Origin of the sequence: Ensifer sp. NM-2, assembly GCF_003024455.1 — a bacterium.
Classification (GTDB): domain Bacteria; phylum Pseudomonadota; class Alphaproteobacteria; order Rhizobiales; family Rhizobiaceae; genus Ensifer; species Ensifer canadensis.
Map to the genome: position 1 here is coordinate 58,651 of NZ_PVZR01000012.1, position 23,824 is coordinate 82,474.

Consider the following 23,824-nt stretch of genomic DNA (forward strand, 5'->3'; position numbering starts at 1 on the left):
GCCGTGCGTTCAGATGAACGCACAAAGGACGCTCTAGCACTTTGATTCTAGAGCATCTTATCCGCTTTCAGTGATTCCACTTGAAAGCGGGATGCTCTAGTCCTGCTCCAGCATCAGCGTTGCCAAAGGCGGCAAGGTGATGGTGGCTGCTATTGCTCCTGTCTGATCCTTTTGTGCCTGAACGGCGCCGCCGTTGCCCTTGCCACTCCCCCCATAGATTTCCGCATCGGTGTTCAATATTTCCTTCCAGCGACCCGCGACCGGAAGCGGGATCGTGTAGTTTTCCCGATAGACGGGCGTGAAATTGGTGATGACGGCGACGAGCTTTTCACCCGGCGCCTTGCGCAGCCACGCAAAGACCGAGTTGTCCCGGTCGTCTGCGAGCAGCCATTCGAATCCGTCGCCTTCGCAGTCGCGCGCATGCAGCGCCGGCTTCGAGCGATAGGTGCCGTTGAGATCGCGCACCAGTCGGCGCATGCCCTCATGCAGGTGATATTCCAGCAGGTTCCAGTCGAGCGCGCGCTCCTCCGACCATTCGCGCCACTGCGCAAACTCCTGCCCCATGAACAGGAGCTTCTTGCCGGGGTAGCCCCACATGAAGCCGTAGTAGGCGCGCAGGTTGGCGAACTTCTGCCAATCGTCGCCGGTCATCTTGGCAATGAGCGAACCTTTGCCGTGCACGACCTCGTCATGGGACAGCGGCAGCACGAAGTTTTCGCTGAAGGCGTAGAGCAGCCCGAACGTCAGGTCGTTGTGGTGGTGGCGACGGTGGATCGGCTCGCGCGACATGTATTGCAGCGTGTCGTGCATGAAGCCCATGTTCCACTTGAAGCCGAAGCCGAGACCGCCGGCATGGACCGGATGGGACACCTTGGGCCAGGACGTCGATTCCTCGGCGATCGTCAGGATGCCTTTGTGGACGCCGTAGATTTCGGTGTTCATCGTCTGAAGGAAGCGGACCGCCTCCAGGTTCTCGTTGCCGCCGTATTCGTTCGGCACCCATTCGCCGTGTTTGCGCGAATAGTCGAGGTAAAGCATCGAGGCGACGGCATCGACGCGCAGCCCGTCGACGTGGAATTTCTCCGCCCAATAGAGCGCGTTGTTGACGAGGAACGACAGCACTTCCTGCCGACCGAAATTGTAGATCGCCGTATTCCAGTCGGGGTGGAAACCCTGGCGCGGATCCTCATGCTCGTAGAGCGCGGTGCCGTCGAACCAGCGCAGCCCGTGCTCGTCGGTCGGGAAATGCGCGGGCACCCAGTCGAGGATGACGCCGAGGCCGACTTTGTGGCAGCCGTTGACGAAACGCGCAAACCCTTCCGGCTCGCCGAAGCGTGCCGTCGGCGCATAGAGGCCTGTCGTCTGGTAGCCCCAGGAGGGATCGTAGGGGAATTCGGAGATCGGCAGGAATTCGATATGGGTGAAACCCATGTCGACGCAGTAGGGGATCAGCCGGTCGGCGAGCTCATCCCAGGACAGCATGTCGCCATTGTCGCGGCGCTGCCACGAGCCGGCGTGGACCTCGTAGATCGAGATCGGCTGGCGGCGGGCGTCAGTCGATGCCCAATGGGCGCGGTGCGCCTCGTCTTCCCACACCTGTGCGATCTCAGGCGTCGTCACCGAGGCGGTGTTGGGCCGAAGCTCCGAACGGCGTGCGAAGGGATCCGCCTTCAGCGGCAGCAGCGTACCTTGGCGGTCAAGGATTTCGTATTTGTAGGCAAGGCCCGCCTCGACACCGGGGATGAAGATTTCCCAGATGCCGGTGTCGGTCCGCAGCCGCATGACATGGCGCCGCCCGTCCCAGCCGTTGAACTGGCCGACCACCGACACGCGCTTGGCGTTCGGGGCCCAGACGGCGAAATGGTAGCCTTGAGCGCCTTCATGGTCGGTCGGATGGGCGCCCATCTTGTCGAACAGCCGGAGATGCGAGCCCTCGCGGATGTAGTAGTCGTCCATCGGTCCGAGTACGGGGCCGAAGCTGTAGGGATCGACGACGATCCACTCGCCGCCATCGTTGCGGGCGCGATAACGCACCGGCTGGATCTTGCGCAGCGAGACCGGTCCCTCGAAGAAGCCGGCGTCGTCGCGCCGCTCGAGGGTTCCGAGTTCCTTGCCCGCCAGCGTTTCCGCAACGACGCTAGCGGCATCCGGGATGAAGCAGCGGGCGACGTAGTTTTTTCCCGCCGGATGCACGCCAAGAACGGCAAAGGGATCGTCGTGCGTGCCCGAAAGAATGGCCGCAATGGCCGGCATTGACAGCAGGGCTGCGGCTGCGGGTTCCGGGTCCTTGCCGGCCGAAGGGGTCATCCGGCTCTCCAAATTTCCCCGGCATATTGCCGGATGGTCCGATCGGACGAGAACCAGCCCATGCGCGCGGTGTTGCGTACGGCCTGCGAATACCACGCCGACGGCGTCGTCCACAGCTGGTCGATTTCACGCTGCGCCCGGGCATAGGCTTCGAAGTCGGCCGCGACCATGAACCAGTCGTGATTGTAGAGGCCATCGACGAGGCTGGTGAAGCGGTTGCGGTCATCGGGCGAAAACACACCCGAAGCGATCGCCTGCAACGCCTGCGACAGCTCGCGCGACCCTTCGATGATGGCGCGCGGATTGTGGCCTTCGGCGCGGGCGTTGGTGACTTCCTCGGCCGTCAGGCCGAAGATCTTGATGTTTTCCTCGCCGACCCAGTCGCGCATTTCGACATTGGCGCCGTCGAGCGTGCCGATCGTCAGCGCACCGTTCAGCGCAAACTTCATGTTGCCGGTGCCGGAGGCCTCCATGCCGGCCGTCGAGATCTGCTCGGACAGGTCGGCTGCGGGGACCATGATCTCGGCCAGCGAGACGTTGTAGTTCGGTACGAAGACGATCTTCAGAAGACCGCGCACCGCCGGGTCGTTGTTGACCACGCGGGCGACGTCGTTGGCCAGTTTGATGATCAGCTTGGCGTTGTGGTAGCTCGGCGCCGCCTTGCCCGCGAACAGCTTGACGCGCGGCACCCAGTCGAGCTCGGGATGCGAGCGGATCTGGTCGTAGAGCGCCACCGCCTCGATGATATTGAGGAGCTGGCGCTTGTACTCATGGATGCGCTTGATCTGGATGTCGAACATCGCCGACGGGTCGAGCCTGAGGCCGAGGCGGCTTTGCACAAGCTGCGCCAGCTTCACCTTGTTGGCGCGCTTGACCGCGGCAAAACGCTCCTGGAAATCCGGTTTGTCGGCGAAGGCATCGAGTGCCTGCAGCGCCTCGGTATTGTCCATGAATTCGTCGCCGATCGCCTCGCGGATCAGGCTGAACAGGCCGGGATTGCACTGCATCAGCCAGCGGCGGGGGGTGATGCCGTTGGTCTTGTTGTTGATGCGATCTGGATAGAGCCTGTGCAGGTCGGCAAAGACCGTTTCCTTCATCAGCTCGGTGTGCAGCGCCGACACGCCGTTGATCGAATGGGAGCCGACAAACGCAAGGTTGCCCATGCGCACCCGGCGGTCGCCGCTTTCGTCGATCAGCGAGATGTTGCGGATTTCCTGGTCGGTGGCGCCCTTCTGCTTGCGCGCCTCGATCAGGATCTTGGCGTTGATCGCATAGACGATCTGCATGTGGCGCGGTAGCAGACGTTCGAAGAGCGGCACGGGCCAGCTTTCGAGCGCTTCGGGCAAAAGCGTGTGGTTAGTGTAGGAAATGGTCCGGCGGGTGATCTCCCAGGCCTGTTCGAAATCTAGGCCGTGCAGATCCGTCAGCAGCCGGATCAGTTCGGCAATCGAGACCGCCGGATGCGTATCGTTGAGCTGGATCGCGACGGCATCGGGCAGCGAGGTGAAGTCGGGATACTGCTGCAGGTGGCGGCGCAGGATGTCCTGCAGAGACGCGGACGAGAAGAAATATTCCTGGCGCAGGCGAAGCTCCTGGCCGGCGGGCGTCGCGTCGGCGGGGTAGAGCACGCGGGTCAGGCTTTCGGCCTTGTTGCTTTCGCGCAGCGCGCCGATGTGGTCGCCGGCATTGAAGGCATCGAGCAGGATCGGGTCGATCGGCTGCGCCGTCCAGAGCCTGAGCGTATTGACGCGCTTGGCGCGCCAGCCGACGGCAGGCGTGTCGAAAGCGGTGGCGATCACACGCTCGGCCGGCTTCCACACGAAGCGCTGGATCTCCTCGTCGACATTGGCGGTTTCGACAACGCCGCCGAAGCCGATCTCATAGGAGCTTTCGCGCCGCTCGAACTCCCAGGGATTGCCATGGGCAAGCCAGGTCTCCGGCAGCTCTACCTGCCAGCCATCGGCCATCTGCTGGCGGAACAGGCCGTGCATGTAGCGGATGCCGTAGCCATAGGCTGGAACGTCCACCGTCGCCATCGATTCCATGAAACAGGCTGCAAGACGGCCGAGACCACCATTGCCGAGTGCTGCGTCGGGCTCGAGCAGGGCGATGACATCGATATCGACACCGAGCGAGGCGAGCGCATCGCGCATCTCCTCCATCAGGCCGATATTGGTCATGGCATCGCGCATCAGGCGGCCGATAAGGAACTCCAGCGACAGATAATAGACGCGCTTGGCACCGGTCGCGTAGGTCTGGCGGGTCGAATCCATCCACTTGTCGGTGATGCGGTCGCGCACCACGAGGATAGCCGCGGTCAGCCAGTCATGCGGCTTGGCGACCTTCGGATCCTTACCGATACGATACTTCAGGCGTTCGAGAATTTCGACGGCAAGCTGATCGGGTTCGGAAGAACGAAGTGCGGGCTGCGGCAGTTCGTTGGCGGAAATCTTGTTCATCATCAGAACTGTCTTACCCTTTTGCGTTGGGAGGTCGCAGGCCGGAACCGACCGGGGATGGGCAATTTATGCATCGATCCGAAGCGCTTGCAACAGCTGTTTTTAAAAGGATTAGAATTGCCTGAATAGAAGGGATACGCGACGAAGAGCCATGGGCTTGACGATTGCGCGAACGAAAAATGCCGCCCGGCGGGACCGGGCGGCACAGTGGTGCGCGCTTTTGTTGTTTACTTGGTCAGGCGGGTCGCCATGGCCGAAGCCTTCTCGCCGATCGCCTTGAAGGCCGCGATCAGGTCGGCGGCTTCTTCCGCCTGGAAGTAGTTGGCGGTGGTGGTGGCGCAGGACTTGAGCAGTGCTTTGCCGCGGTCCGGTGCCATGAAGGCGACGGTATAGACCTGGATGTTGTTCTTGCGTGCCGTATCGCACCACGTCAGTGTCGTCGTGTCGTCGCTCGTGTTGTTGTTGTCGCCGTCGGTCATGAACACGATGTATTTTGTCGGTACCTGACCGTTCTTGGCCTTGTGCGCGGTATTTTCCGTCGCGGCAGTGACCTTGTTGTATGCGGTCTTAAAGGCATTGCCCGATGCTGTGCCGCCGGTTGCAACGAGGGCGTTGACATAGGTTGCCGTTCCCGTCGTGCCCCAATCGAGATTACCGGCCGTATCCTGCGCCGAATTGTAGGAAACGGCTGCCGTGCGGACATAGAGATCCTTCGGGTCGGCAATCTTCAACTGCGCGAGCAGATCCTTGACCGCGGTCTTGAGCGCATCGACCTTGGTGACGTAGCAGGGCTTGGTCGCCTTCAGGTTCGGATACTTGCTCCAGTTGTCCTCGGTGTAGTTGGCGCACGACGTTTTCGTCGTGTCCAACGCGTTGGTCTTCCAGGCCATCGAGCCGGAGCGATCGAGCACGAGATACATCGACAGCGCGTTCTTGGTTTCGGTTGCGCTGTCCGCGGTGGCCCGGGTTTCGAGCTGGGTCCATTTCCGCCCGAGCAGGCGGGTCATCGCGTTGAATTCGATCGTGTGCTTGTTGACGATCGAGACTTTGAAGGTCTTGCCCGTCGCGCCGTTGCTGCCCTCGATGATGTCGACGGTTGCCTCATCGACGGGCGGCTTGTCTTCTGCGGCCGGATCGGCGGCGGATTTGAACGATGCCGCAGTTCCGCCATTCTCGCCCCAGCCGTCAGTGGCACTGCCTGCGGCCGTGGACTGAGCCTTCAGGAAGTTCAATGCGATTTCCTTGGCCTCTTCCGGCGTAGGCGGAGTTTTCGACACCAGTGCAGACGCTGCGGCCAACGCTGCGGCGTCGGCCGCATCTTGCATCTGGTTCTTCATCGTCACCATGTTCGCCAGGTCGATGGCGACGCCACCGGCCGCAAGTATCAATGGCGTTGCCAAAGCCGCCATCATGCCGAAATTGCCGCCGCGGTCCTTCAGCATAGCCATGAAGGACCGGTTGATCGTGGATCGTTTTCCCATCTCTGCACACCCCAAGGAACGCGTTGCAAGCTTGAGGGGGACATTAGCGGGGGTGACTTACGATATCGTTCAGGCGATCGATTCAATTTTAGCGGAATGCAGGAAAACCAGTGGTTACAGCGGGTTCACGCGACACGGAGGCGTGCGAAAACGGGAACGTCGTGTCTCAAATCGGGTCAGGTGACCGGAATGACGTCAACGGCCTGTTCGGTCTTCTGCCCGCCATAGCTCTTCAGCACGCCGATGACGGGTGCAACGTCGCCGTAGTCGCGACCATGACCGACGACGATATGGTCGGTTCCAGCAGGGATATTGTTGGTCGGATCGAGTTCAAGCCAACCAGCGGTGGTGCCACACCAGATACGAACCCATGCGTGCATGGCGTCAGCCCCTTCCAGGCGCTCCTTGCCGGCGGGAGGAATCGTTCTCAAGAATCCGCTAACATACCCAGCGGGAATGCCGAGGCTCCTGAGCGCCACGATCATCACATGGGTGAAATCCTGGCAGACACCGCGTTTGAGTTCGAATGCTTCCGCCGGTGTGGTGCTTACCGTCGTCGCCTCGGCGTCGTAGACGAAGTCCCGGTGGATGCGGGCGCAGATTGCCGTTGCGATCTGGCGGATCGTCATCCCGGGAGTGACCACGGCTTGTGCGTAGGCCGCAATCTCCGGGACCTCCGTCAGAAGCGGACTGGGGCCGATGAAATGATGCGGCGCTTCCGGGTCGACGGACCACGAGGCGGCGAGCTCCGTCGGCAGGCGCGACAGATCGGCCGAAAAGTCGGCCGTCAGCGGCAACGGCTCCACCTGCACCCGCGCCTGCATGCGGATCACGAGGTCGTCATGGGCGGAGCGAAACAGGATCGCGGTGAAGGGATTGGCGAAGAAATCGACGCTTTCGGAGCGTTCCGCCGGCATCGGGTGACAACTGAGCGAGCCGACGACGAGCCGCTGCCGGCCGGGCAGCGTCGCCGGCATGACGCGCACGAGGTGGCGCCCGCCGGACACCGGCACTTCGTAGCCGTAGGTGATCTTCAGGCTGATATCATAGAGCATGGGTGTATCCTGCCGGTCAGCCGAGATAGGTGTTGGCGAGAATATTGGAGAGCGCTTCCAGGTCCCGCTCCAGCCTGTTGTAGACGCCGAGGTTCATCGCCTCCGGCGTCATGACCGCAAGGCCGGAATGCAGGCGCATCGCCTCGCGGTAGAAGGGCGACATCTGGCCGTTGACATAGGCGTTCGGCAGAAGCTCCACCTCGGTCTTGATCTCGTTCAGCTGGTAGAGCACCGAGCGTGGGTTGAGCGGGTCGAGCGCCAGCAGGTCGGTCACGGTGAGTGCCGCGGTGTTGACGTTGTAGCGCCGGCGGTGGGTCATGACGCTGTCGCCGATCTCAAGCAGCATGTCGTAGGCGCCATCGGGGGCGTCGGGGCCGGACATATGACCAAGCAGCCGCGTCATGTGCAGCCCACGTTCGATGTAGCGGCCGATCGACAGAAAGCGCCAGCCGGTAAAGCGATACATGTTTTCGTGCACGAGACCGGCAAACCCAGCGAGCTTGCGCAAAAGCACGGTCATGGCGCGGGTGGCATCGTCGCCCGACTGCACGGTCGCATGAAACTTTCGTGCCGTCTGCGACAGATCGTTGAGCGCCAGCCAGCCGTCCGGCGAGAAGCGGTCGCGGATGTTGCCGGCGCTGAAGAGCGCGCTTGCGATATTGGCCAGCAGGCTGTCGGGCACCGCCTGGCGGGTATCGATATCGAGGGCGGCAAGATAATCGGTGACGTCCTGAAGCAGCGGCAGGCTCGGGTCGGCAGTCTCGGCAAACCGGCCGTGCCAGGCGCGCAGGATGCGCAACGCCCCTTCCGCGCGCTCGATATAGCGGCCAAGCCAGAACAGGTTGTCGGCCGCCCGGCTCGGCAGGCTTCCCGGCATGTTGCGGGTGAAGCTTTCCTCGGCCGGCAGCAAGGTGGTGCGTTCGACCGGCCGGTCGCTGACGATCCAGACGTCGGCCGCCGTGCCGCCGGCCTGCATGGCGATCGCGGCAACATCGTCGCCGGATCCGATGCGGGCAAAGCCGCCGGGCATGATCTGCCAGCCATCGCGGGTGCGGGCGGCAAAAACGCGCAGGCTCATCGGGCGCGGCGTCAGGCGGCCGCGCACCCAGGCCGGCGTGGTCGACAGCGTGACCGCCTCCTGGCCGACAAGTTTTCCGGCCTCGGCATCGAGCCAATCGGAGATCGACGCCTTGTCCTTTTCGCCCAGTGACGCTCCGAGCACCGACTGGCCGTTGTCGTCGAAGAACGGGCGCGTCGCATAGGCCGGGCCGATGACCATGCGCTCGATATTGGCGGCGACCTGCGCACGCTCGGATGTCTGGCCGCACCACCAGGTGGCGATCGATGGCAGCTTCTGTTCCTCGCCGAGTAGATGCCGGCAGATGGCCGGCAGGAAGGCGAGGAAGGCGCGCGTTTCGACGATGCCGGAGCCGAGCGCGTTGACGATCGCGACGGAACCGGCCCGCAGAGCCTCGACGATGCCGGGGGTGCCGATGTGCGACGACTGGTTCAATTCCAGCGGATCGGCGAAGGCGGCGTCGAGGCGGCGCCAGAGCACGCCGACCGGCTTCAGCCCGGCGACCGTGCGCACCATCACCCGTCCGCCGACAACAGTCAGGTCTTCGCCTTCCAGAAGCATGAAGCCGAGATAGCGGGCGATATAGGCGTGCTCGAAATAGGTCTCGTTGGCGATCCCGGGCGAGAGCACGGCGATGCGATCGTCCGGATGCAGCTTGCGCGCCTGCAGCGTGTCGCGGAAGGCGCCGAAGAAGCCGGCGAGGCGATGCACATGCGTTTCGGCATAGAGATTGGAGAAGGCACGCGTGGTGGCGACCCGGTTTTCCAGCGCGAAGCCGGCACCGGACGGCGCCTCTGTGCGATCCGAGAGGACCCACCAGTTACCATCAGGCCCACGGCCGATCTCGAAGGAGATGAATTGCAGGAAATGGCCATCGGCCGGTTTGACGCTGACGAGCGGTCGGAGAAAATCGGGGTTGGAGGCGATCAATGCCGGCGGCAGCAGGCCTTCGCGCACCAGGCGGTTTTCGCCGTAGACGTCTGCGACGACCTTCTCCAGAAGTTCGGCACGCTGGACGAGGCCTTGCGAGACCGTCGCCCATTCGTGCTCGTCGATCAGGACCGGGATATGCGACAGCGGCCAGCTTCTCTCCGAGCTGTCCTTGCCGCCATAGACCCGATAGAAGACGCCGGCGTCGCGCAGATAGCGGTCGGCGCGTGCGAAGCGATTGACAAGGTCCGTTTCGTCGAGGCGGCCGAGCGTCGAAAGCAGCCGCTGCCAGACGGGCCGGACATTGCCGTGCGCGTCGAGCATTTCGTCGGCGATGCCTGGAAGTGCACGGTAGCCGAAGACCGGATCGTCATCGATGCCCAGCCGGCCTGCCGCTGCTGTCTGCTTCTTCGCCATTTACGCTCCTGGCGGACGCCTGAGATCAAGCGTCATCGGAAATTCCATCGACGGGCTTTCCGGATGAAGCAGGTAGCCTCCCGGGGTGTGGCCCCAGGGCTCGAACCGCGCCAGTCGCCGCGCTTCTGCCTCGTTGCCGTTGACCGGAAATGTCTCGTAACTGCGCCCGCCCGGATGGGCGACATGGTAGACGCATCCGCCAATCGCCCGATTCGACCATGTATCATAGATATCGAATGTAAGGGGAGTGTTCACGGGCAAAACCGGGTGAAGGCCAGCGGCCGGTTGCCAGGCCTTGTAGCGAACGCCGGCAACGGCGCTGCCATTGACACCCGTCTTGGCGAGAGGCACGGGACGGCCGTTGCAGGTGACGGTGTAGCGCTCGGGATTTGGCGTGTCGAGCCTGACCTGCAGCCGCTCGACGGAGCTGTCGACATAGCGCACGGTGCCGCCGATCGCCCCCTGTTCGCCCATGACATGCCAAGGCTCCAGTGCCTGACGGATTTCCAGCCTGCCGCCTTCGTATTCGACCTCTCCGCAGAAGGGGAAGCGGAATTCGAGCTGGGCCTCGAACCATTCCGGCCGAAGATCGAACCCATGGGCGCGCAGGTCGGCGAGCACTTCGAGGAAATCCTGCCAGACGTGATGCGGCAGCATGAAGCGGTCATGAAGTGCCGTGCCCCAGCGCACGAAGCGGCCGTCGAGTGGGTGCTTCCAGAAACGGGCGATGAGTGCGCGCACCAGCAGCTGCTGGGCAAGCGACATACGGGCATTGGGCGGCATCTCGAAGCCGCGGAATTCGACGAGGCCGAGGCGACCGGTCGGCCCGTCCGGCGAAAACAATTTGTCGATGCAGATTTCGGCACGGTGGGTGTTGCCGGTGACGTCTACGAGCAGGTTGCGGAACAGCCGGTCGACCAGCCAGGGCAGGGGCGGCGGTGTTGCGGAACCCGGCAGCGGGACCTGCGCGAGCGCAATCTCCAGCTCGTAGAGCTGATCGTGCCGAGCCTCGTCGATGCGCGGGGCCTGACTGGTCGGCCCAATGAACATGCCGGAGAACAGGTAGGAGAGCGACGGATGGCGCTGCCAATAGAGGACAATGCTCTTCAACAGGTCGGGCCGGCGCAGGAACGGGCTGTCATTGGGATTGGCGCCGCCGACGACGACGTGATTGCCGCCGCCAGTGCCGGTGTGGCGGCCGTCGATCATGAACTTGTCGGCGCCGAGCCGGCTTTGACGTGCCTCTTCGTAGATCGCGGTGGTGATATCGACGCACTCCTGCCAGCTGGCGGCCGGATGGATGTTGACCTCGATGACACCGGGATCGGGTGCCACGCGGATGACATTGATGCGCTCGTCGTGTGGCGGCGCGTAACCTTCTATGTGAAGCGGCAGGCCGAGTGCGGCGGCGGCCCGTTCGGTCGAAGCGATCAGGTCGAGATATTCCTCGATGCTCGTCGTCGGCGGCATGAAGACGCAGAGCCTGCCGTCGCGCGGCTCGACACTGATCGCCGTGCGCACCAGCCCGGCGATCTCGTCGCGTGGCTGGGGTTGCGGGGTTTCAGGCGCTTCCGAGGCCTGGAAGCGCGAATGCTGCGGGCGGGCGCTGGTTTCGGCGAAATCGGGCAGATCGTCGCGCGGAACGGTCGGGTCGACCGGATGGATATAGGGATAGGCGGACGGAGCGACATAGGGCAGGGCGCCGAGCGGCAGGCGATAGCCGACGGGGCTGTCGCCTGGAACGAGGAAGATGCGGCCGCGGCGGGTCTGCCACTTCTCGCTCATCCACCGCACGCCGGTGGCACGCGCATTCCAGGCCTGCACCGGCAGCACGTAGCCGGTCGGTGCCGTCAGGCCGCGCTCGAACACGCGGGCCATGCGGCTGCGTTCCTCTGGATCCTTCAGCTTGGAATTGGCCGGATCGACGTTGTCGGGAAGGTTTGCTTCCTTGAGCAGCCAATCGGCCGGGTCTTCGAAAGCCGGCACGACCATCTCAGTCGGCACGCTCAATTCGGCTGCCACCACATGCAGCAGGCGTTCGGCATCTTCTGCCGTCACGTCATGCTGGCCGTTCTCCTCGGCAATGAGATCGGCCTGACGCCAGATCGGCACGCCGTCCTTTCGCCAGTAGAGCGAGAAGGTCCAGCGCGGCAGGCTTTCGCCCGGATACCACTTGCCCTGGCCGTAATGCAGAAAACCGCCGGGCGCGAAGCGTTCGCGCAGCCGACGGATGAGGATATCCGCCTTCTCGCGCTTGGTCGGCCCGACAGCTTCGGTGTTCCATTCCTCTGCTTCGAAATCGTCGATCGATACGAAGGTCGGCTCGCCGCCCATCGTCAGGCGCACGTCGTTTTCGGACAGCACCTGGTCGACTTGCTCGCCGAGCGCGTTGAGGGCCTGCCAGCTTTCATCGGAGAACGGCTTGGTGATGCGCGGATGCTCGGCGACGCGCGAGACCTTCATGTCGAAGGCAAAGTCGGTACGAGTTTCAAGATCGCCGAAGAAGCCGCCGGAAATCGGGGCGGCGTTGCGGTAATGCGGCGTGGCGGCGAGCGGAATATGGCTTTCGCCGGTCAGAAGGCCGGAGGTCGGGTCAAGCCCGACCCAGCCGGCGCCGGGCAGATAAACCTCGGCCCAGGCATGCAGGTCGGTAAAATCGTGTTCGGTGCCGGACGGGCCGTCGAGCGCCTTGAGATCGGGCGCCAGCTGGATGAGGTAGCCCGAGACGAAGCGGGCGGCATAACCCAGATTGCGCAGGATCTGGACGAACAGCCAGCTCGAATCGCGGCACGACCCTCTGGCCGACGTCAGCGTTTCCTCCGGCGGCTGGACACCCGGCTCCATGCGGATGACGTAGCCGACGTCCTGCTGGAGCCGGGCATTGAGGCCGACGACCATGTCGATGGTCCGTTGCCTTGAGCGGTCGACGGTCGCCATGAACGCGGACACAGCCGGCCCCATCGGTTCCGGCGTCATGTAGATCTTCAGGTCGTCGATCAGGTCCTCAGGATAGGCGAAGGGCCAGTGCTCGGACTCTTCCTCGATGAAGAAGTCGAAGGGGTTGTAGACGGTCATGTCGGCGACGAGATCGACTTCGACCTTCAGTTCGGTCACCGGATCCGGAAAGACGTAACGGGCGAGATAGTTACCGTAGGGGTCCTGCTGCAGATTGACGAAGTGGTTGGCAGGCGAAACTTTCAGCGAGTGGCTGATGACCTTGGTCTTGGAGTGGGCCGCCGGTTTCAACCGGATGATCTGCGGTGAAAGCCTGATCGGGCGGTCATAGGTATAGTGGGTCAGGTGGTAGATACTTGCCTTGATCGACATACCGGATTTTGTCCCCTTGATGGCAAGTCTAGCGCCGCCATTCAAAGGAAGTTTGTGCAATGCGAAGGGAGAAAGCAAGCGCGAAAGACAGCGCCGGATTTCTCCGGCGCGTCGATCGGCGGGCGGAGGCGTTCACACTGCCGGCGGGTTCAGGCGGGCGAAGCCTTCCTGGAGGTGATAGGGGAAGTGCGGGTAGGTGGGCGTCTTCTGACTGGCCTTGTCGAGCCGTGCAATCTGGTCAGGTGTCAGCGACCAGCCGACGGCACCCAGGTTCTGGCGCAACTGCTCTTCATTGCGGGCGCCGATGATGACGCTCGACACCGTCGGGCGCTGCAGCAGCCAGTTGATGGCGATCTGCGGGATGGTCTTGCCGGTCTCAGCCGCCAGCTCGTCGAGCACGTCGACGATATCGTAGAGCTTGTCGTCATCGACCGGCGGGCCGAAGGAGGCGGTATCGTGCAGGCGGCTTCCTTCCGGCCAGGGCTGGCCACGTCTGATCTTGCCGGTCAGGCGGCCCCAACCGAGCGGGCTCCAGACGAGTGCGCCGACGCCCTGGTCGAGCCCAAGCGGCATCAGTTCCCATTCATAGTCGCGTCCGACCAGCGAGTAATAGACCTGATGGGCGACGTAGCGCGGATATCCTTGTTTTTCCGCCGCGGCGAGCGACTTCATAAGCTGCCACCCGGCGAAATTGGAAACGCCGACGTAGCGCAGCTTGCCGGCGCGCACCAAGGTATCGAGCGTCGAAAGCACCTCTTCGACCGGCGTGCCGGCATCGAAGGCGTGCAATTGCATCAGGTCGATGGTGTCGGTGCCGAGGCGGCGCAGGGCATCGTCGATCCCCTTGATCAACCGCGAGCGCGACGAACCGGCATCGTTCGGACCGTCGCCCATCGGCAGTGACATCTTGGTGGAGATCAGCACGTCGTTGCGCCGTCCCTTGATGGCTGCGCCGAGCACCTCTTCGGAGGCACCGTCGGAATAGACGTCTGCCGTGTCGAAAAGATTGACGCCGGCCTCGATGCAGATGTCGACAAGACGGCGTGCCTCGGCATTGTCGCTGTTGCCCCAGGCGCTGAAAAGCGGGCCCTTGCCGCCGAAGGTGCCGGCGCCGAAACTGAGCGCTGGAACCTTCAATCCTGATGAGCCAAGCCGTCTGTATTCCATCATTCTAACTCCTCGTTGCGTTCGTGCCTGCATTGGCAGGAGGAAGGTGGTGTCTCTGGCATTTGAGAGGTAGACCGTCTGCAGGAACATCATTTGTGAGTTGAAGTCACATGTCGCGAAATTCGATCAACCGATCCGGCGAAATGGCCGTCTTCGTCAGGGCTGTCGAGCTCGGCGGCTTCTCGGCGGCGGCACGCGAATGCTGCATGACGCCATCGGCGGTGAGCAAGCTGGTGCAGCGGCTGGAAGAAAGGCTCGGCGTTCGGCTGATCAACCGGTCGACGCGGCAACTGCAATTGACGCCGGAGGGCTGCGCCTTCCACGAGCGAGCGGCCCGCATTCTCGCCGATATCGATGACGCGGAGAGACAGGCGGCTGCTGGCGATGCACCGGCGGGCCGCGTTCGTCTCAACGCCAGCGCATCGTTTGCCACGCATGTGCTGATGCCGCTGCTGCCGGAATTTCTGAGCGCCTATCCGGAGCTTTCGGTTGACATCATCCAGACCGATGCCGTCGTCGACCTCATGGCGGAGCGCGTCGACATCGCAATCCGCGCCGGTCCGCTCAAAGCCTCGAGGCTGATTGCACGCAAGCTCGGCAGCACGTCGATGACCATCGTTGGGGCGCCGTCCTATCTCGAGCGCTGCGGCAGGCCCGAGAGCCTTGACGCGCTGATGGCGCACAATCGCCTAAGCCTCAGCTATATCAGGTCCGTCGACGGCTGGCCGCTATTGTCCAATGGCGAAGCGATATTGCTGCCGCCGAGCGAGAAGCTGCGCGTGAGCGACGGGGAGGGGTTGCGCCGGCTGGTGCTTGCCGGCGTTGGACTGGCACGGATGGCGACCTTTACCGTTAGGGATGACATCGATGCCGGCCGGCTGGTGCCGCTGGTCGAGCATCTCAATCCGGGGGACCGCGAGACCTTTCACGCCGTGTTTCAGGGCCAGGGCGGGGCGCTTCCGTCCCGCGTCAGGGTGATGCTCGATTTTCTGGCAGCGCGAGCACGGTTGTCCGGGTGACGAGGAGACGGGGTGTCCGGCTGTCGGGTCAGCCGCAGACGCGATTGCGTCCTTCGGATTTCGCGCGGTAGAGCTCGGTGTCGGCGCTTTCGATCAGGCCTTTCCAGCCCGGATTGGCGTCGGCCCCGGCGACGCCGAAGCTTGCGGTGACGTTCAGCTCCTTGCCGTCGGCAAAGGTGATTGGCGCGCGCGCAAGATTGGACCTGATGCGTTCGGCAAGGGCGCGCGCTGCCTCGAGATCGTCGCCTGGGGTAATGACGGCGAATTCCTCGCCGCCGAAACGCGCGACGAGATCGGACGAGCGCACGGAATAGCGGATGATGCGGGCGGTTTCCTTCAGCACGATGTCGCCGACAAGATGGCCGTGGGTGTCGTTGATCTGCTTGAAGTGATCGATGTCCATGAGGATCAGGCAGGCGTTCTTGTCGTTACCCGCCGCATCCTCGGCGCCGCCGATGAGTTCCAGCGCGCGACGGTTGAGCAGACCGGTCAGTTCGTCGGTCTCGGCCTGGCGTTCGAGGTGCTTCATCAGGAGCGTGCGCTCGTCGAGCCTCTGACGCAGCACGTCGATCGCATCGAACAGCCGTCCCATTTCGCCTTCGCCGCCCTTGCCGCTCAATCGGGCGATCGGGCGGTCATGGGCAAGCTCGATGATGCTGTGGCGCGCAAGCAGCAGCGGCTCGAAGACCAGCGATCGCGCGCGGCGCATGAGAACGAGAAGAACGATGAACAGGGCGAAGGTTGCGGTGGTGGCGATCGCCAGCTTGACCGAAGCCTGCGTCTTGCTGCTGGCGAGCCTCTCGACCGTGGCATCCATGAAATCGCGGCGAAGGATCTCGAGTGGCTTCATCTTCGGAACGTAGCGGTCGGTGAATTGCTCCGCTGTCATCGGGTAATGCCCGGTATGCCTGCCGACCGAAACGACGCTGTCGACGATGGCAAAACCTTCGCCGAAGAACTGGTGCTCGATCGCAGCGATATCGGCGATGTTCTTCGGCTTCAGCCCGGGCAATGCGCCCGGCTTGCCGACGACGGACCAGATTTCCTGCAGGCGACCGCGGGTTCGCTCGCTGTCGGCGATGTTCTTGGCTTCCAGCGGTCTTCCGACCGCGACCGGAGCCATGACCTGGGACGCGAGCCGACCGCCATCCTCGCGCAGATTGGCGAGCATATGGGCGGCGATGGCGATGCCCGCCAGATCTGGATCGGTGTTGGTCAAGCGCTGGATGTTCCAGTCGAAGGCGGGGCGCATTGCGTCGATCACCGCAAACATGCCTTCGATCGCCATCTGGATTTCCTTGAGGTCGCGGCGTTCCGGCGGCAGGGCGGCGATGCGATCGATCTCGGCACGGCCGAGCTGAAGGCGACGCTGGACTTCGGCAAGAATGGGAGAAAGTGCCGTCGCCGGCTCCGACCGGCTGCCATCGGTCGCGCCGGCGACGATCTCGGCAAGGGCTGCGTCGCTGCGCGCCCGAAACTCGACAAGGCGCGCCTGAACCGGAGAACCCGGGCCGACGCCGATGCCCATCACCCCATTCGACGGCCCACGCTCGGCCGAGAGATAGGTTGCCGTGTTCAGAACACGACAGAACGCGATGACTTCCGCAAGGTTGCGTCGAGCAACAACGAAGTCGGAATAGGACGCGGCGATGATTTCGGTGGCAAGCACACCCGTACAGGCGACCACGATGGCGATCAGCCACTGCAGTTTGCGGCGCAGCATCTTCGCTGAGCGAAGGTTGCGACCGTTCTCGCCGCGCTGGAGCTCATTGTTGGTGTGATTGGTCATTTGCGCGAAGTTGGTCCACCAATGCTACCGGCTATCGTGCCGGAGTCGCGACAATTTCTTGTCGCGGAGAAGGAATGCTTTCCGCGATCAGTGATACATGCCGCATGTACTATCGCATAAGGTGTTAAATATCCCTGAAATACCCTAAAATACCATGGGTTAAACCGCAACTGAGGGATGCGTGCGGCGCACGCCGGGCGCCGATTGCAGGGCGCCTGCCAGATGAGCGGTGATCATCGGCCTGCCTGGAGCCCATCGATGGACGTCAGGCAGGTCCGTTTCGATCGCGATTGCGTTCAGCCTCTCTGGCCGGCAAGAGCGAAGAGTGCGCCTTGCGGGTCGAGCGCCTGGATGATCCAGGCTCCGCCCGGTACTTCCAAGGGCTCAAGGACGATCTTGCCACCACCGGATTTGATACGCTCTATGGCCGTGTCGAGCGCTGCGACGTTGATGTAATAGAGCCAATAGGGGGACGGGATGTCCTTCGGCTTGGTCATCATGCCCCCGGCCTGCACGCCGTCGATTGCAAAGATCTGATAGGTGCCCATTTCCCCCATATCCATGGCGTGATCCTTGGTCCAGCCGAAGACCTCGGCATAGAAGGGGAAGGCCGTGTCGAGGTCGCCGGACATCAGTTCATGCCAGCCGATCTGGCCCGGCATCATTGGGTCAACGGCGGGCGGCGGGTCGCCGATGCCGGTAAACAGGGCGAAAACCGCGCCATGCGGGTCGGTGGCGATGGCGAAGCGGCCGATGCCGGGGATGTCGTCGGGCGCACGGTGGATCTTGCCGCCCTTGGCAGCAACCGTTGCCGCCGCCGCATCGACATCTTCGACACCGATATAGCCGAGCCATGCGGGGGGCACGTTCATCTCGAGCGCGCCTTCGGGCATGGTCATCAGGCCCGCGACTTGCCGCTCACCTTTCGTAAACAGGGTATAGCTGACGCCGGGCATGCCGGCGTCGCGGGCGTCCCACCCCACGACGTCCTTGTAGAAGGTTTCTGCCGCCTTGGTGTCCGTCGTCATCAGTTCGTACCAGACGAATTTGCCGTGATGGCCTGCCATCTTATGTCCTCCGGTTGCGATGTTGGAAGCCGGCGCCGAACGAGGCCGGCGAGGCCAAGCGATGTGTTTTAAATCCCCGTCAGAGGCGGCTGTACTCCGCCGTCATCAGTTCCTTCCAGGCCCCCTCAACCGTCCTGACATGGGCCGTCAACAGGCGCCGGGATTGGCCATGGTTATGGCGTCGCGATACCTGGCCTTCCTTCCTGGAGCGTCGAAGTCCGGGCCATCGCAATAGAGCGACAGCGTCAGCCCGTCAGGTTCGAGTTCGCCGTCATAGATCCACATGTGGGTCATCATCGAGCCGACCCAGGTTCCAACGAAGCGTCCGGTTTCGGGGCTGTAGCCAAGTGTCATCAAGGTCTGGCCGAAGCTGCCGTCTGGCATCGTGCCCTGGCCTTCGCAGACCGCCCAGAGCCCCTGAAGGCTGCGAACATGCTCTGTCCATGGGGTGCCTGTTTCCGGCGCGCCGGATGTGCGCACCTGCCAATCGCCGAGCAGTTGCTCGAGCCAGCGATGCGCTTCTTCCGGTTCTGCCTTCACCGAAGCTTCCTCTCCCCGGGACGCGTGAAAATCGATCAGAGATACGAGTGGATCAGAGATACAAGCGAAAAGAAACGCGCCCGGTGCCGAAAGGTTCCGTTCCGGGCGCAGTTGCCGGGAGGCTTAGCCGGCTTTGCGTCTGGGCATATCGCCATATTCGTCATGGCGGCGCACGAAACCCTGTGTGCCCTCCTCGTTTCGTCCCTTCGGCGCGCGGTCGAGAAGCATCAGCGTGCCGACCATTTCCTCAAGCCCGCGGGCATAGGTGGAATAGGTGTGGTAGACGGTGCCGTCGTCGGTCTTCTGAAAGGCGCTGAGGCCGGGCAGTTCCTCGTGTGCGTTGGCACTTTCCGTCTCGGTGAAGTTGTAGACGACCTTGCCCTGAGCGAGTTCGGCCGGCGTGAAGGCGACGTGAAAGTCGCTGTTGAAGCCGTTGCCCTCGGCCGAAGCCCAGGGGAAACGCCAGCCCATGCGTTTCTTGTAGGCTTCGAGCTTCGAGAGGGGCGCGTTGGAGACGGCGGTCAACGTCACGTCGTGGTGATTGAGGTGCGGCAGCATGCCGTCGAAATGGTCGACGAGGAACGAGCAGCCGGGGCAGCCGGCCTCCCAGGTCGGGCCGAACATGAAGTGATAGACGACGAGCTGGCTGCGCCCGTCGAAGAGTTCGGCCAGGGACTTCTGGCCATCAGGCGTGTCGAAGACGTAGGATTTTTCCATCTTCACCCAGGGCAAGGCGAGGCGTGCCGCGTTGACCTTGTCTCTGAGGTGGGTGTGTTCTTTTTCCAGATCCAGAAGCGCTTTTCGCGCTTTCAGCCATTCCTGCGACGATACGACTGCATGATCCTGTCTCATGCCCGCTCCTCCTTCCAACGTTGCACTTGACTAATTACGTTGATATCAACATTAATCAGTCATGTCAAAAGTACCCGTCATTCCGTTCGAGACCACATTGTTCGTGAAGGACACCTGCCTGTGCCTGCATGTCCAGCGCGCGGCCCGTGCGATCGCCCGCCAGTTCGACGATGCCTTGCGGCCGCTCGACATTACCAACGGCCAGTTTTCCCTGCTGATGTCGCTCAATCGTCCGGCGCCGCCGAACATGGGCGCGGTAGCGTCGCTGCTTGCCATGGATCGCACGACGCTGACGGCAGCGCTGAAGCCGCTGGAGCGGCGCAGGCTCGTCGAGATTTTCGCTGACGAAGAGGACCGACGGTCGCGTCGGCTGCGGTTGACGCCGGAGGGCGAGCGCCTGCTGGCACGGGCTGTCCCGATCTGGAAGGCGACCCACGCGATCGTGGGCGTGAGGCTCGGTGAGGGCGGGCCGGAGCGTCTGCGCTCCGATCTCCTGCAGTTTGCCTGATCGATCCTGCTTCTAGCCCGTCGCCTGGCGATCCCGCAGCAGGCCGATGGCTTCACCGATCAATGCGGTTGCTCGCTGCAACTGCTCCTCTCCGAGTTCCGCGCCAACGGCATTCGCCCAGACGGCCTGCCTGGCCTTGATTTCATCCAACACCTCCTCGCCGCGCGGCGTCGGTACCATCAGCTTTGCCCGCTGGTGTGCCGGATTGTCGCCATAGGCGATCAAGCCCTCTTCTTCGAGCAGGTCGGCGATGCGCTGTACGCCCTGTCGCGCAAGGCCAAGCGCGCGGGCGGCATCGGCAACTGACATCGGTGCGTGGCTTGCAGCCGCCAACACCTGCCAACGCGCACTGGTCTGGCCCGAGGGTTTGGCGAGCGTGTCGCCCGCCGCCGTCAACGGACCGGCCAGGCGAAGCACCGAGATGGCGAACTGGGCGAAGGCGTCGCCGGCAGGGGTGCGAACAGGGTCATTCATGTTGGAAGAGACTACCATTGCGCGATGGTGAATAATGACAGCATGTTGTCATGGAGGCGTCCTCGTCGCAAGCGTTTTGATAGTACGAAGGGAATCTTGCCTGCCCTGACGACCTCGACCCTTCGGCGCCGGCGGGGGCTCCCGTCGTCTATACGGACGGACGCAACGACAACTGGGCCAGTGCCCCTTCGGGGATCCGGCGTCTCTAAATTCGGTGCATCGTTTGAGTATCGTGCTCGGTCCGTCTGCTTTCCCTACTTTCAGCATTCCATCGTAGAGCGCAATTGACAATATGTTGTCATTGTGGGAGGGGTAAATGACAGTAAGTTGTCATGTTGGCGCCTTGAGAAGGCGCTGTTTTGGTCTGGGAGTATAGTCAATGAAAATGACCTATCGGGGAAGCTGCCATTGCGGAAAGATCCGCTATGAGGCCGACATCGATCTCGACGCCGGTACGGGCAAGTGCAACTGCTCGATCTGCTGGAAGAAGCGTTACTGGGGCGCGATCGTGAAGCCGGATGCGTTCCGGCTGCAGGCCGAAGAAGTCGATATCGCCGACTACCAGTTCGGCAGCGACAGCGTGCATCACCGCTTCTGCAAGACCTGCGGCATTGCTGCCTACGGGCATGGCTATATCGAGGAAATCGGCGGCGCCTACTATTCCGTCAATGTTGCAACGCTCGATGATCTCGATCCCGCCGTGCTTGCCGAAGCGCCGGTGAAGTACATGGACGGCCGCAACAACAACTGGTTCCACCCGCCGGCCGAGACACGCCACCTCTAGGCTGCTGCATCGGGCGTCATGCAATGCTCCTGCATCGATGGGCCCTGGTGGAACGGTCTTCAAACCTTGCGGAACTCAAGGTGATAGGTGACCTCTTCGCCGGTTGTTGGGTCGACGCCCGGCGCGCTGTGGATCACTAGCCGGTCGCCGTCCAGCATGAACGGCCGGATCAGGTCCGAAACGCCCCAGGCCGGGTTCCAGCTCGCCTCGACATGATGGATGACCTTGCCGTCCTCGAGCGTATAGGAGCCGGCATAGGCAAGCATCGAATCGAACAGTGCGACCTTTTCCTCGTCGGTGGGGGTTGCGCCGTTCGGCACGGGTCGATTGCGCTTGACCACGACCGCGGTCATGCGGCCATCCGGCTGGTAGGAGAGATAGCCGATGGGGTCCGGACCCATGGCATCGCTGATTTCGCCCGATACCACCGCCTTGCGGGTCCAGGAGAGCATTTTCCAGGTGCCGAGCAGGTTCGCCGCGTTTGTCATCGTCCACCCCTACAAAAATTAGATCAATCTAAAATAGCAGGTGAATTGTGTGCGTAACAGGCCGGCTGAGCCTGGTAGCGGCGCGTGTGGTCGCAAGGTCGCGACGCGCATGAAAAAGGCCCCCGCGAGCGGGAGCCTTCCGTCTCGTTAACCGTCGTCGGCTCAGAGATCGCCGAGGTCGCGAACAGCACCGCGGTCTGCGGAGGTGGCAAAGGCGGCGTAGGCCTTGAGGGCCGTCGTCACCTTGCGCTTGCGCACCTCGGTCGGCTTCCAGCCCTTGGCGTCCTGTTCGGCGCGGCGGCTGGCGAGTTCCGCCTCGTCGACGCGCAGGCTGATCGTGCGGTTGGGGATGTCGATGTCGATCATGTCGCCTTCGCGCACCAGGCCGATCATGCCGCCGTTCGCCGCTTCCGGCGAGACGTGGCCGATCGAAAGGCCCGAGGTGCCGCCGGAGAAGCGGCCGTCGGTGATCAGCGCGCAGGCTTTGCCAAGGCCCTTCGACTTCAGATAGCTCGTCGGATAGAGCATTTCCTGCATGCCCGGGCCGCCCTTCGGACCTTCGTAGCGGATGACGACGACGTCGCCGGCCTTGATCTCGTTGGCGAGAATGGCCTTGACCGATGCGTCCTGGCTTTCGAACACCCGTGCCGGACCGGAGAACTTCAGGATGCTCTCATCGACGCCGGCGGTCTTCACGATGCAGCCGTCGAGCGCAATGTTGCCCTTGAGCACGGCAAGGCCGCCGTCCTTGGAGAAGGGATGTTCGACCGAGCGGATGACGCCCTTTTCGCGGTCGGTGTCGAGCTCATCCCAGCGGGCTTCCTGGCTGAAGGCGACCTGGGTCGGAATGCCACCGGGGGCCGCGCGGAAGAAGTTGCGCACGGTTTCGCTCGTCGTGCGCGTGATGTCCCAGCGGTCGATGGCGTGGCCGAGGGTCTCGCTGTGCACCGTCGGGCAATCGCGGTTGATCAGCCCGCCTTTTTCTAGTTCGCCGAGGATCGACATGATGCCGCCGGCACGGTGCACGTCTTCCATGTGCACGTCGCTCTTGGCCGGAGCCACCTTGGACAGGCAGGGAACCTTGCGCGACAGCCGGTCGATGTCGGCCATGGTGAAATCGACCTCGCCTTCATGGGCGGCGGCGAGAATGTGCAGAACGGTGTTGGTCGAGCCACCCATGGCGATATCGAGCGCCATGGCGTTTTCAAAGGCCTGCTTCGAGGCGACGTTGCGCGGCAGCACACTGTCGTCATCCTGCTCGTAATGGCGGCGGGCGATGTCGACGATCAGGTGGCCAGCCTCGACGAACAGGCGCTTGCGGTCGGCATGCGTTGCGAGCGTCGAGCCGTTGCCCGGCAACGACAGGCCGAGCGCTTCCGTCAGACAGTTCATCGAATTGGCGGTGAACATGCCGGAACAGGAACCGCAGGTCGGGCAGGCCGAGCGCTCGATGACCTTGACGTCCTCGTCGGAGATGTTGTCGTCGGCGGCAGCGACCATGGCGTCGACCAGGTCGAGCGCATGCGTCTTGCCGTGCAGGACGACCTTGCCGGCCTCCATCGGGCCGCCGGACACGAAGACGGACGGGATGTTGAGGCGCAGTGCCGCCATCAGCATGCCGGGCGTGATCTTGTCGCAGTTGGAGATGCAGACCATGGCGTCGGCACAGTGGGCGTTGACCATGTATTCGACGCTGTCGGCGATGATCTCGCGCGACGGCAGCGAATAGAGCATGCCGTCATGGCCCATGGCGATGCCGTCATCGACGGCGATGGTGTTGAATTCCTTGGCGACGCCGCCGGCCGCTTCGATTTCGCGGGCGACGAGCTGGCCGAGGTCCTTGAGGTGGACGTGGCCCGGCACGAACTGCGTGAAGGAGTTGACCACCGCGATAATCGGCTTGCCGAAGTCGCCATCCTTCATGCCCGTCGCGCGCCAAAGGCCGCGGGCGCCGGCCATGTTGCGGCCGTGGGTGGTGGTGCGGGAGCGATAGGCAGGCATGGACGTTTTCCTTCAAGGACGAAATGTCATTGGCTGATGTGGCGGTCATCGACCGCCAGTGCAGGGGCTACCTAGCGCAAA

The 23,824-nt window shown here is 63.0% G+C and carries 16 protein-coding genes and 1 pseudogene; 3 read left to right on the top strand and 14 right to left on the bottom strand.

Features of this window, described 5'->3' with window-relative positions:
- Window positions 1-96: 96 nt before the first annotated feature.
- The 7 genes from glgB to C6558_RS22490 all read right to left on the bottom strand — a co-directional run bounded on the left by glgB (window position 97) and on the right by C6558_RS22490 (window position 14,221).
- The gene (gene glgB / locus C6558_RS22460) at window positions 97-2,307 is read right to left on the bottom strand and encodes a 1,4-alpha-glucan branching protein GlgB (protein WP_057217968.1); all 2,211 of its coding nucleotides are present in this window, start codon (window positions 2,305-2,307) and stop codon (window positions 97-99) included.
- Entirely contained in the window at window positions 2,304-4,769 is a 2,466-nt protein-coding gene (locus C6558_RS22465; RefSeq protein ID WP_107027701.1) for a glycogen/starch/alpha-glucan phosphorylase, read from the bottom strand. The genes glgB and C6558_RS22465 overlap by 4 nt, the downstream gene beginning before the upstream one ends.
- A 224-nt stretch (window positions 4,770-4,993) precedes the next feature.
- The gene (locus C6558_RS22470) at window positions 4,994-6,247 is read right to left on the bottom strand and encodes a TadE/TadG family type IV pilus assembly protein (protein WP_081788819.1); all 1,254 of its coding nucleotides are present in this window, start codon (window positions 6,245-6,247) and stop codon (window positions 4,994-4,996) included.
- 176 nt (window positions 6,248-6,423) lie between these two features.
- Window positions 6,424-7,302, bottom strand: a complete 879-nt coding sequence (locus tag C6558_RS22475; RefSeq protein ID WP_025424844.1) for a transglutaminase family protein — start codon at window positions 7,300-7,302, stop codon at window positions 6,424-6,426.
- 16 nt (window positions 7,303-7,318) lie between these two features.
- Window positions 7,319-9,727: a circularly permuted type 2 ATP-grasp protein gene (locus tag C6558_RS22480; RefSeq protein WP_057217966.1), complete on the bottom strand. Its 2,409-nt coding sequence runs from the start codon at window positions 9,725-9,727 to the stop codon at window positions 7,319-7,321.
- A complete protein-coding gene (locus C6558_RS22485; RefSeq protein ID WP_057217964.1) occupies window positions 9,728-13,054 on the bottom strand; it encodes a DUF2126 domain-containing protein in 3,327 nt (1,108 codons plus the stop codon).
- Window positions 13,055-13,186: 132 nt separating this feature from the next.
- Entirely contained in the window at window positions 13,187-14,221 is a 1,035-nt protein-coding gene (locus tag C6558_RS22490) for an aldo/keto reductase (protein ID WP_025424841.1), read from the bottom strand.
- A 110-nt stretch (window positions 14,222-14,331) separates the two neighbouring features.
- Between C6558_RS22490 and C6558_RS22495 the strand changes: the two genes are divergently transcribed.
- Entirely contained in the window at window positions 14,332-15,240 is a 909-nt protein-coding gene (locus C6558_RS22495) for a LysR family transcriptional regulator (protein ID WP_025424840.1), read from the top strand.
- Between the two features lie 28 nt (window positions 15,241-15,268).
- On the opposite strand, the gene C6558_RS22500 is transcribed toward C6558_RS22495, so the two are convergent.
- The 4 genes and pseudogenes from C6558_RS22500 to C6558_RS22515 form a co-directional block, all read right to left on the bottom strand.
- Entirely contained in the window at window positions 15,269-17,029 is a 1,761-nt protein-coding gene (locus C6558_RS22500) for a GGDEF domain-containing protein (protein ID WP_025424839.1), read from the bottom strand.
- 296 nt (window positions 17,030-17,325) lie between these two features.
- Window positions 17,326-18,096 carry a VOC family protein gene (locus C6558_RS22505; protein WP_025424838.1) on the bottom strand — a complete coding sequence of 257 codons (771 nt, stop codon included), beginning with the start codon at window positions 18,094-18,096 and terminating at the stop codon, window positions 17,326-17,328.
- A gap of 79 nt (window positions 18,097-18,175) precedes the next feature.
- Window positions 18,176-18,636, bottom strand: a pseudogene (locus C6558_RS22510) (DUF1579 domain-containing protein).
- Window positions 18,637-18,759: 123 nt separating this feature from the next.
- Window positions 18,760-19,488 (bottom strand): thioredoxin family protein, encoded by a 729-nt coding sequence (locus C6558_RS22515; protein ID WP_025424837.1) that lies wholly within the window; start codon window positions 19,486-19,488, stop codon window positions 18,760-18,762.
- Window positions 19,489-19,549: 61 nt separating this feature from the next.
- Between C6558_RS22515 and C6558_RS22520 the strand changes: the two genes are divergently transcribed.
- Window positions 19,550-19,996 carry a MarR family winged helix-turn-helix transcriptional regulator gene (locus C6558_RS22520; protein ID WP_025424836.1) on the top strand — a complete coding sequence of 149 codons (447 nt, stop codon included), beginning with the start codon at window positions 19,550-19,552 and terminating at the stop codon, window positions 19,994-19,996.
- A 12-nt stretch (window positions 19,997-20,008) separates the two neighbouring features.
- Here the strand turns inward: C6558_RS22520 and C6558_RS22525 are convergent, their stop codons facing one another.
- Window positions 20,009-20,470: a MarR family winged helix-turn-helix transcriptional regulator gene (locus C6558_RS22525; RefSeq protein WP_025424835.1), complete on the bottom strand. Its 462-nt coding sequence runs from the start codon at window positions 20,468-20,470 to the stop codon at window positions 20,009-20,011.
- A gap of 379 nt (window positions 20,471-20,849) precedes the next feature.
- Between C6558_RS22525 and C6558_RS22530 the strand changes: the two genes are divergently transcribed.
- Entirely contained in the window at window positions 20,850-21,254 is a 405-nt protein-coding gene (locus C6558_RS22530) for a GFA family protein (protein WP_025424834.1), read from the top strand.
- 59 nt (window positions 21,255-21,313) lie between these two features.
- Here the strand turns inward: C6558_RS22530 and C6558_RS22535 are convergent, their stop codons facing one another.
- Both C6558_RS22535 and ilvD read right to left on the bottom strand, forming a co-directional pair.
- The gene (locus tag C6558_RS22535; protein WP_025424833.1) at window positions 21,314-21,742 is read right to left on the bottom strand and encodes a lipocalin-like domain-containing protein; all 429 of its coding nucleotides are present in this window, start codon (window positions 21,740-21,742) and stop codon (window positions 21,314-21,316) included.
- 162 nt (window positions 21,743-21,904) lie between these two features.
- Window positions 21,905-23,743, bottom strand: a complete 1,839-nt coding sequence (gene ilvD / locus C6558_RS22540) for a dihydroxy-acid dehydratase (protein WP_057217962.1) — start codon at window positions 23,741-23,743, stop codon at window positions 21,905-21,907.
- Window positions 23,744-23,824 lie beyond the last annotated feature (81 nt).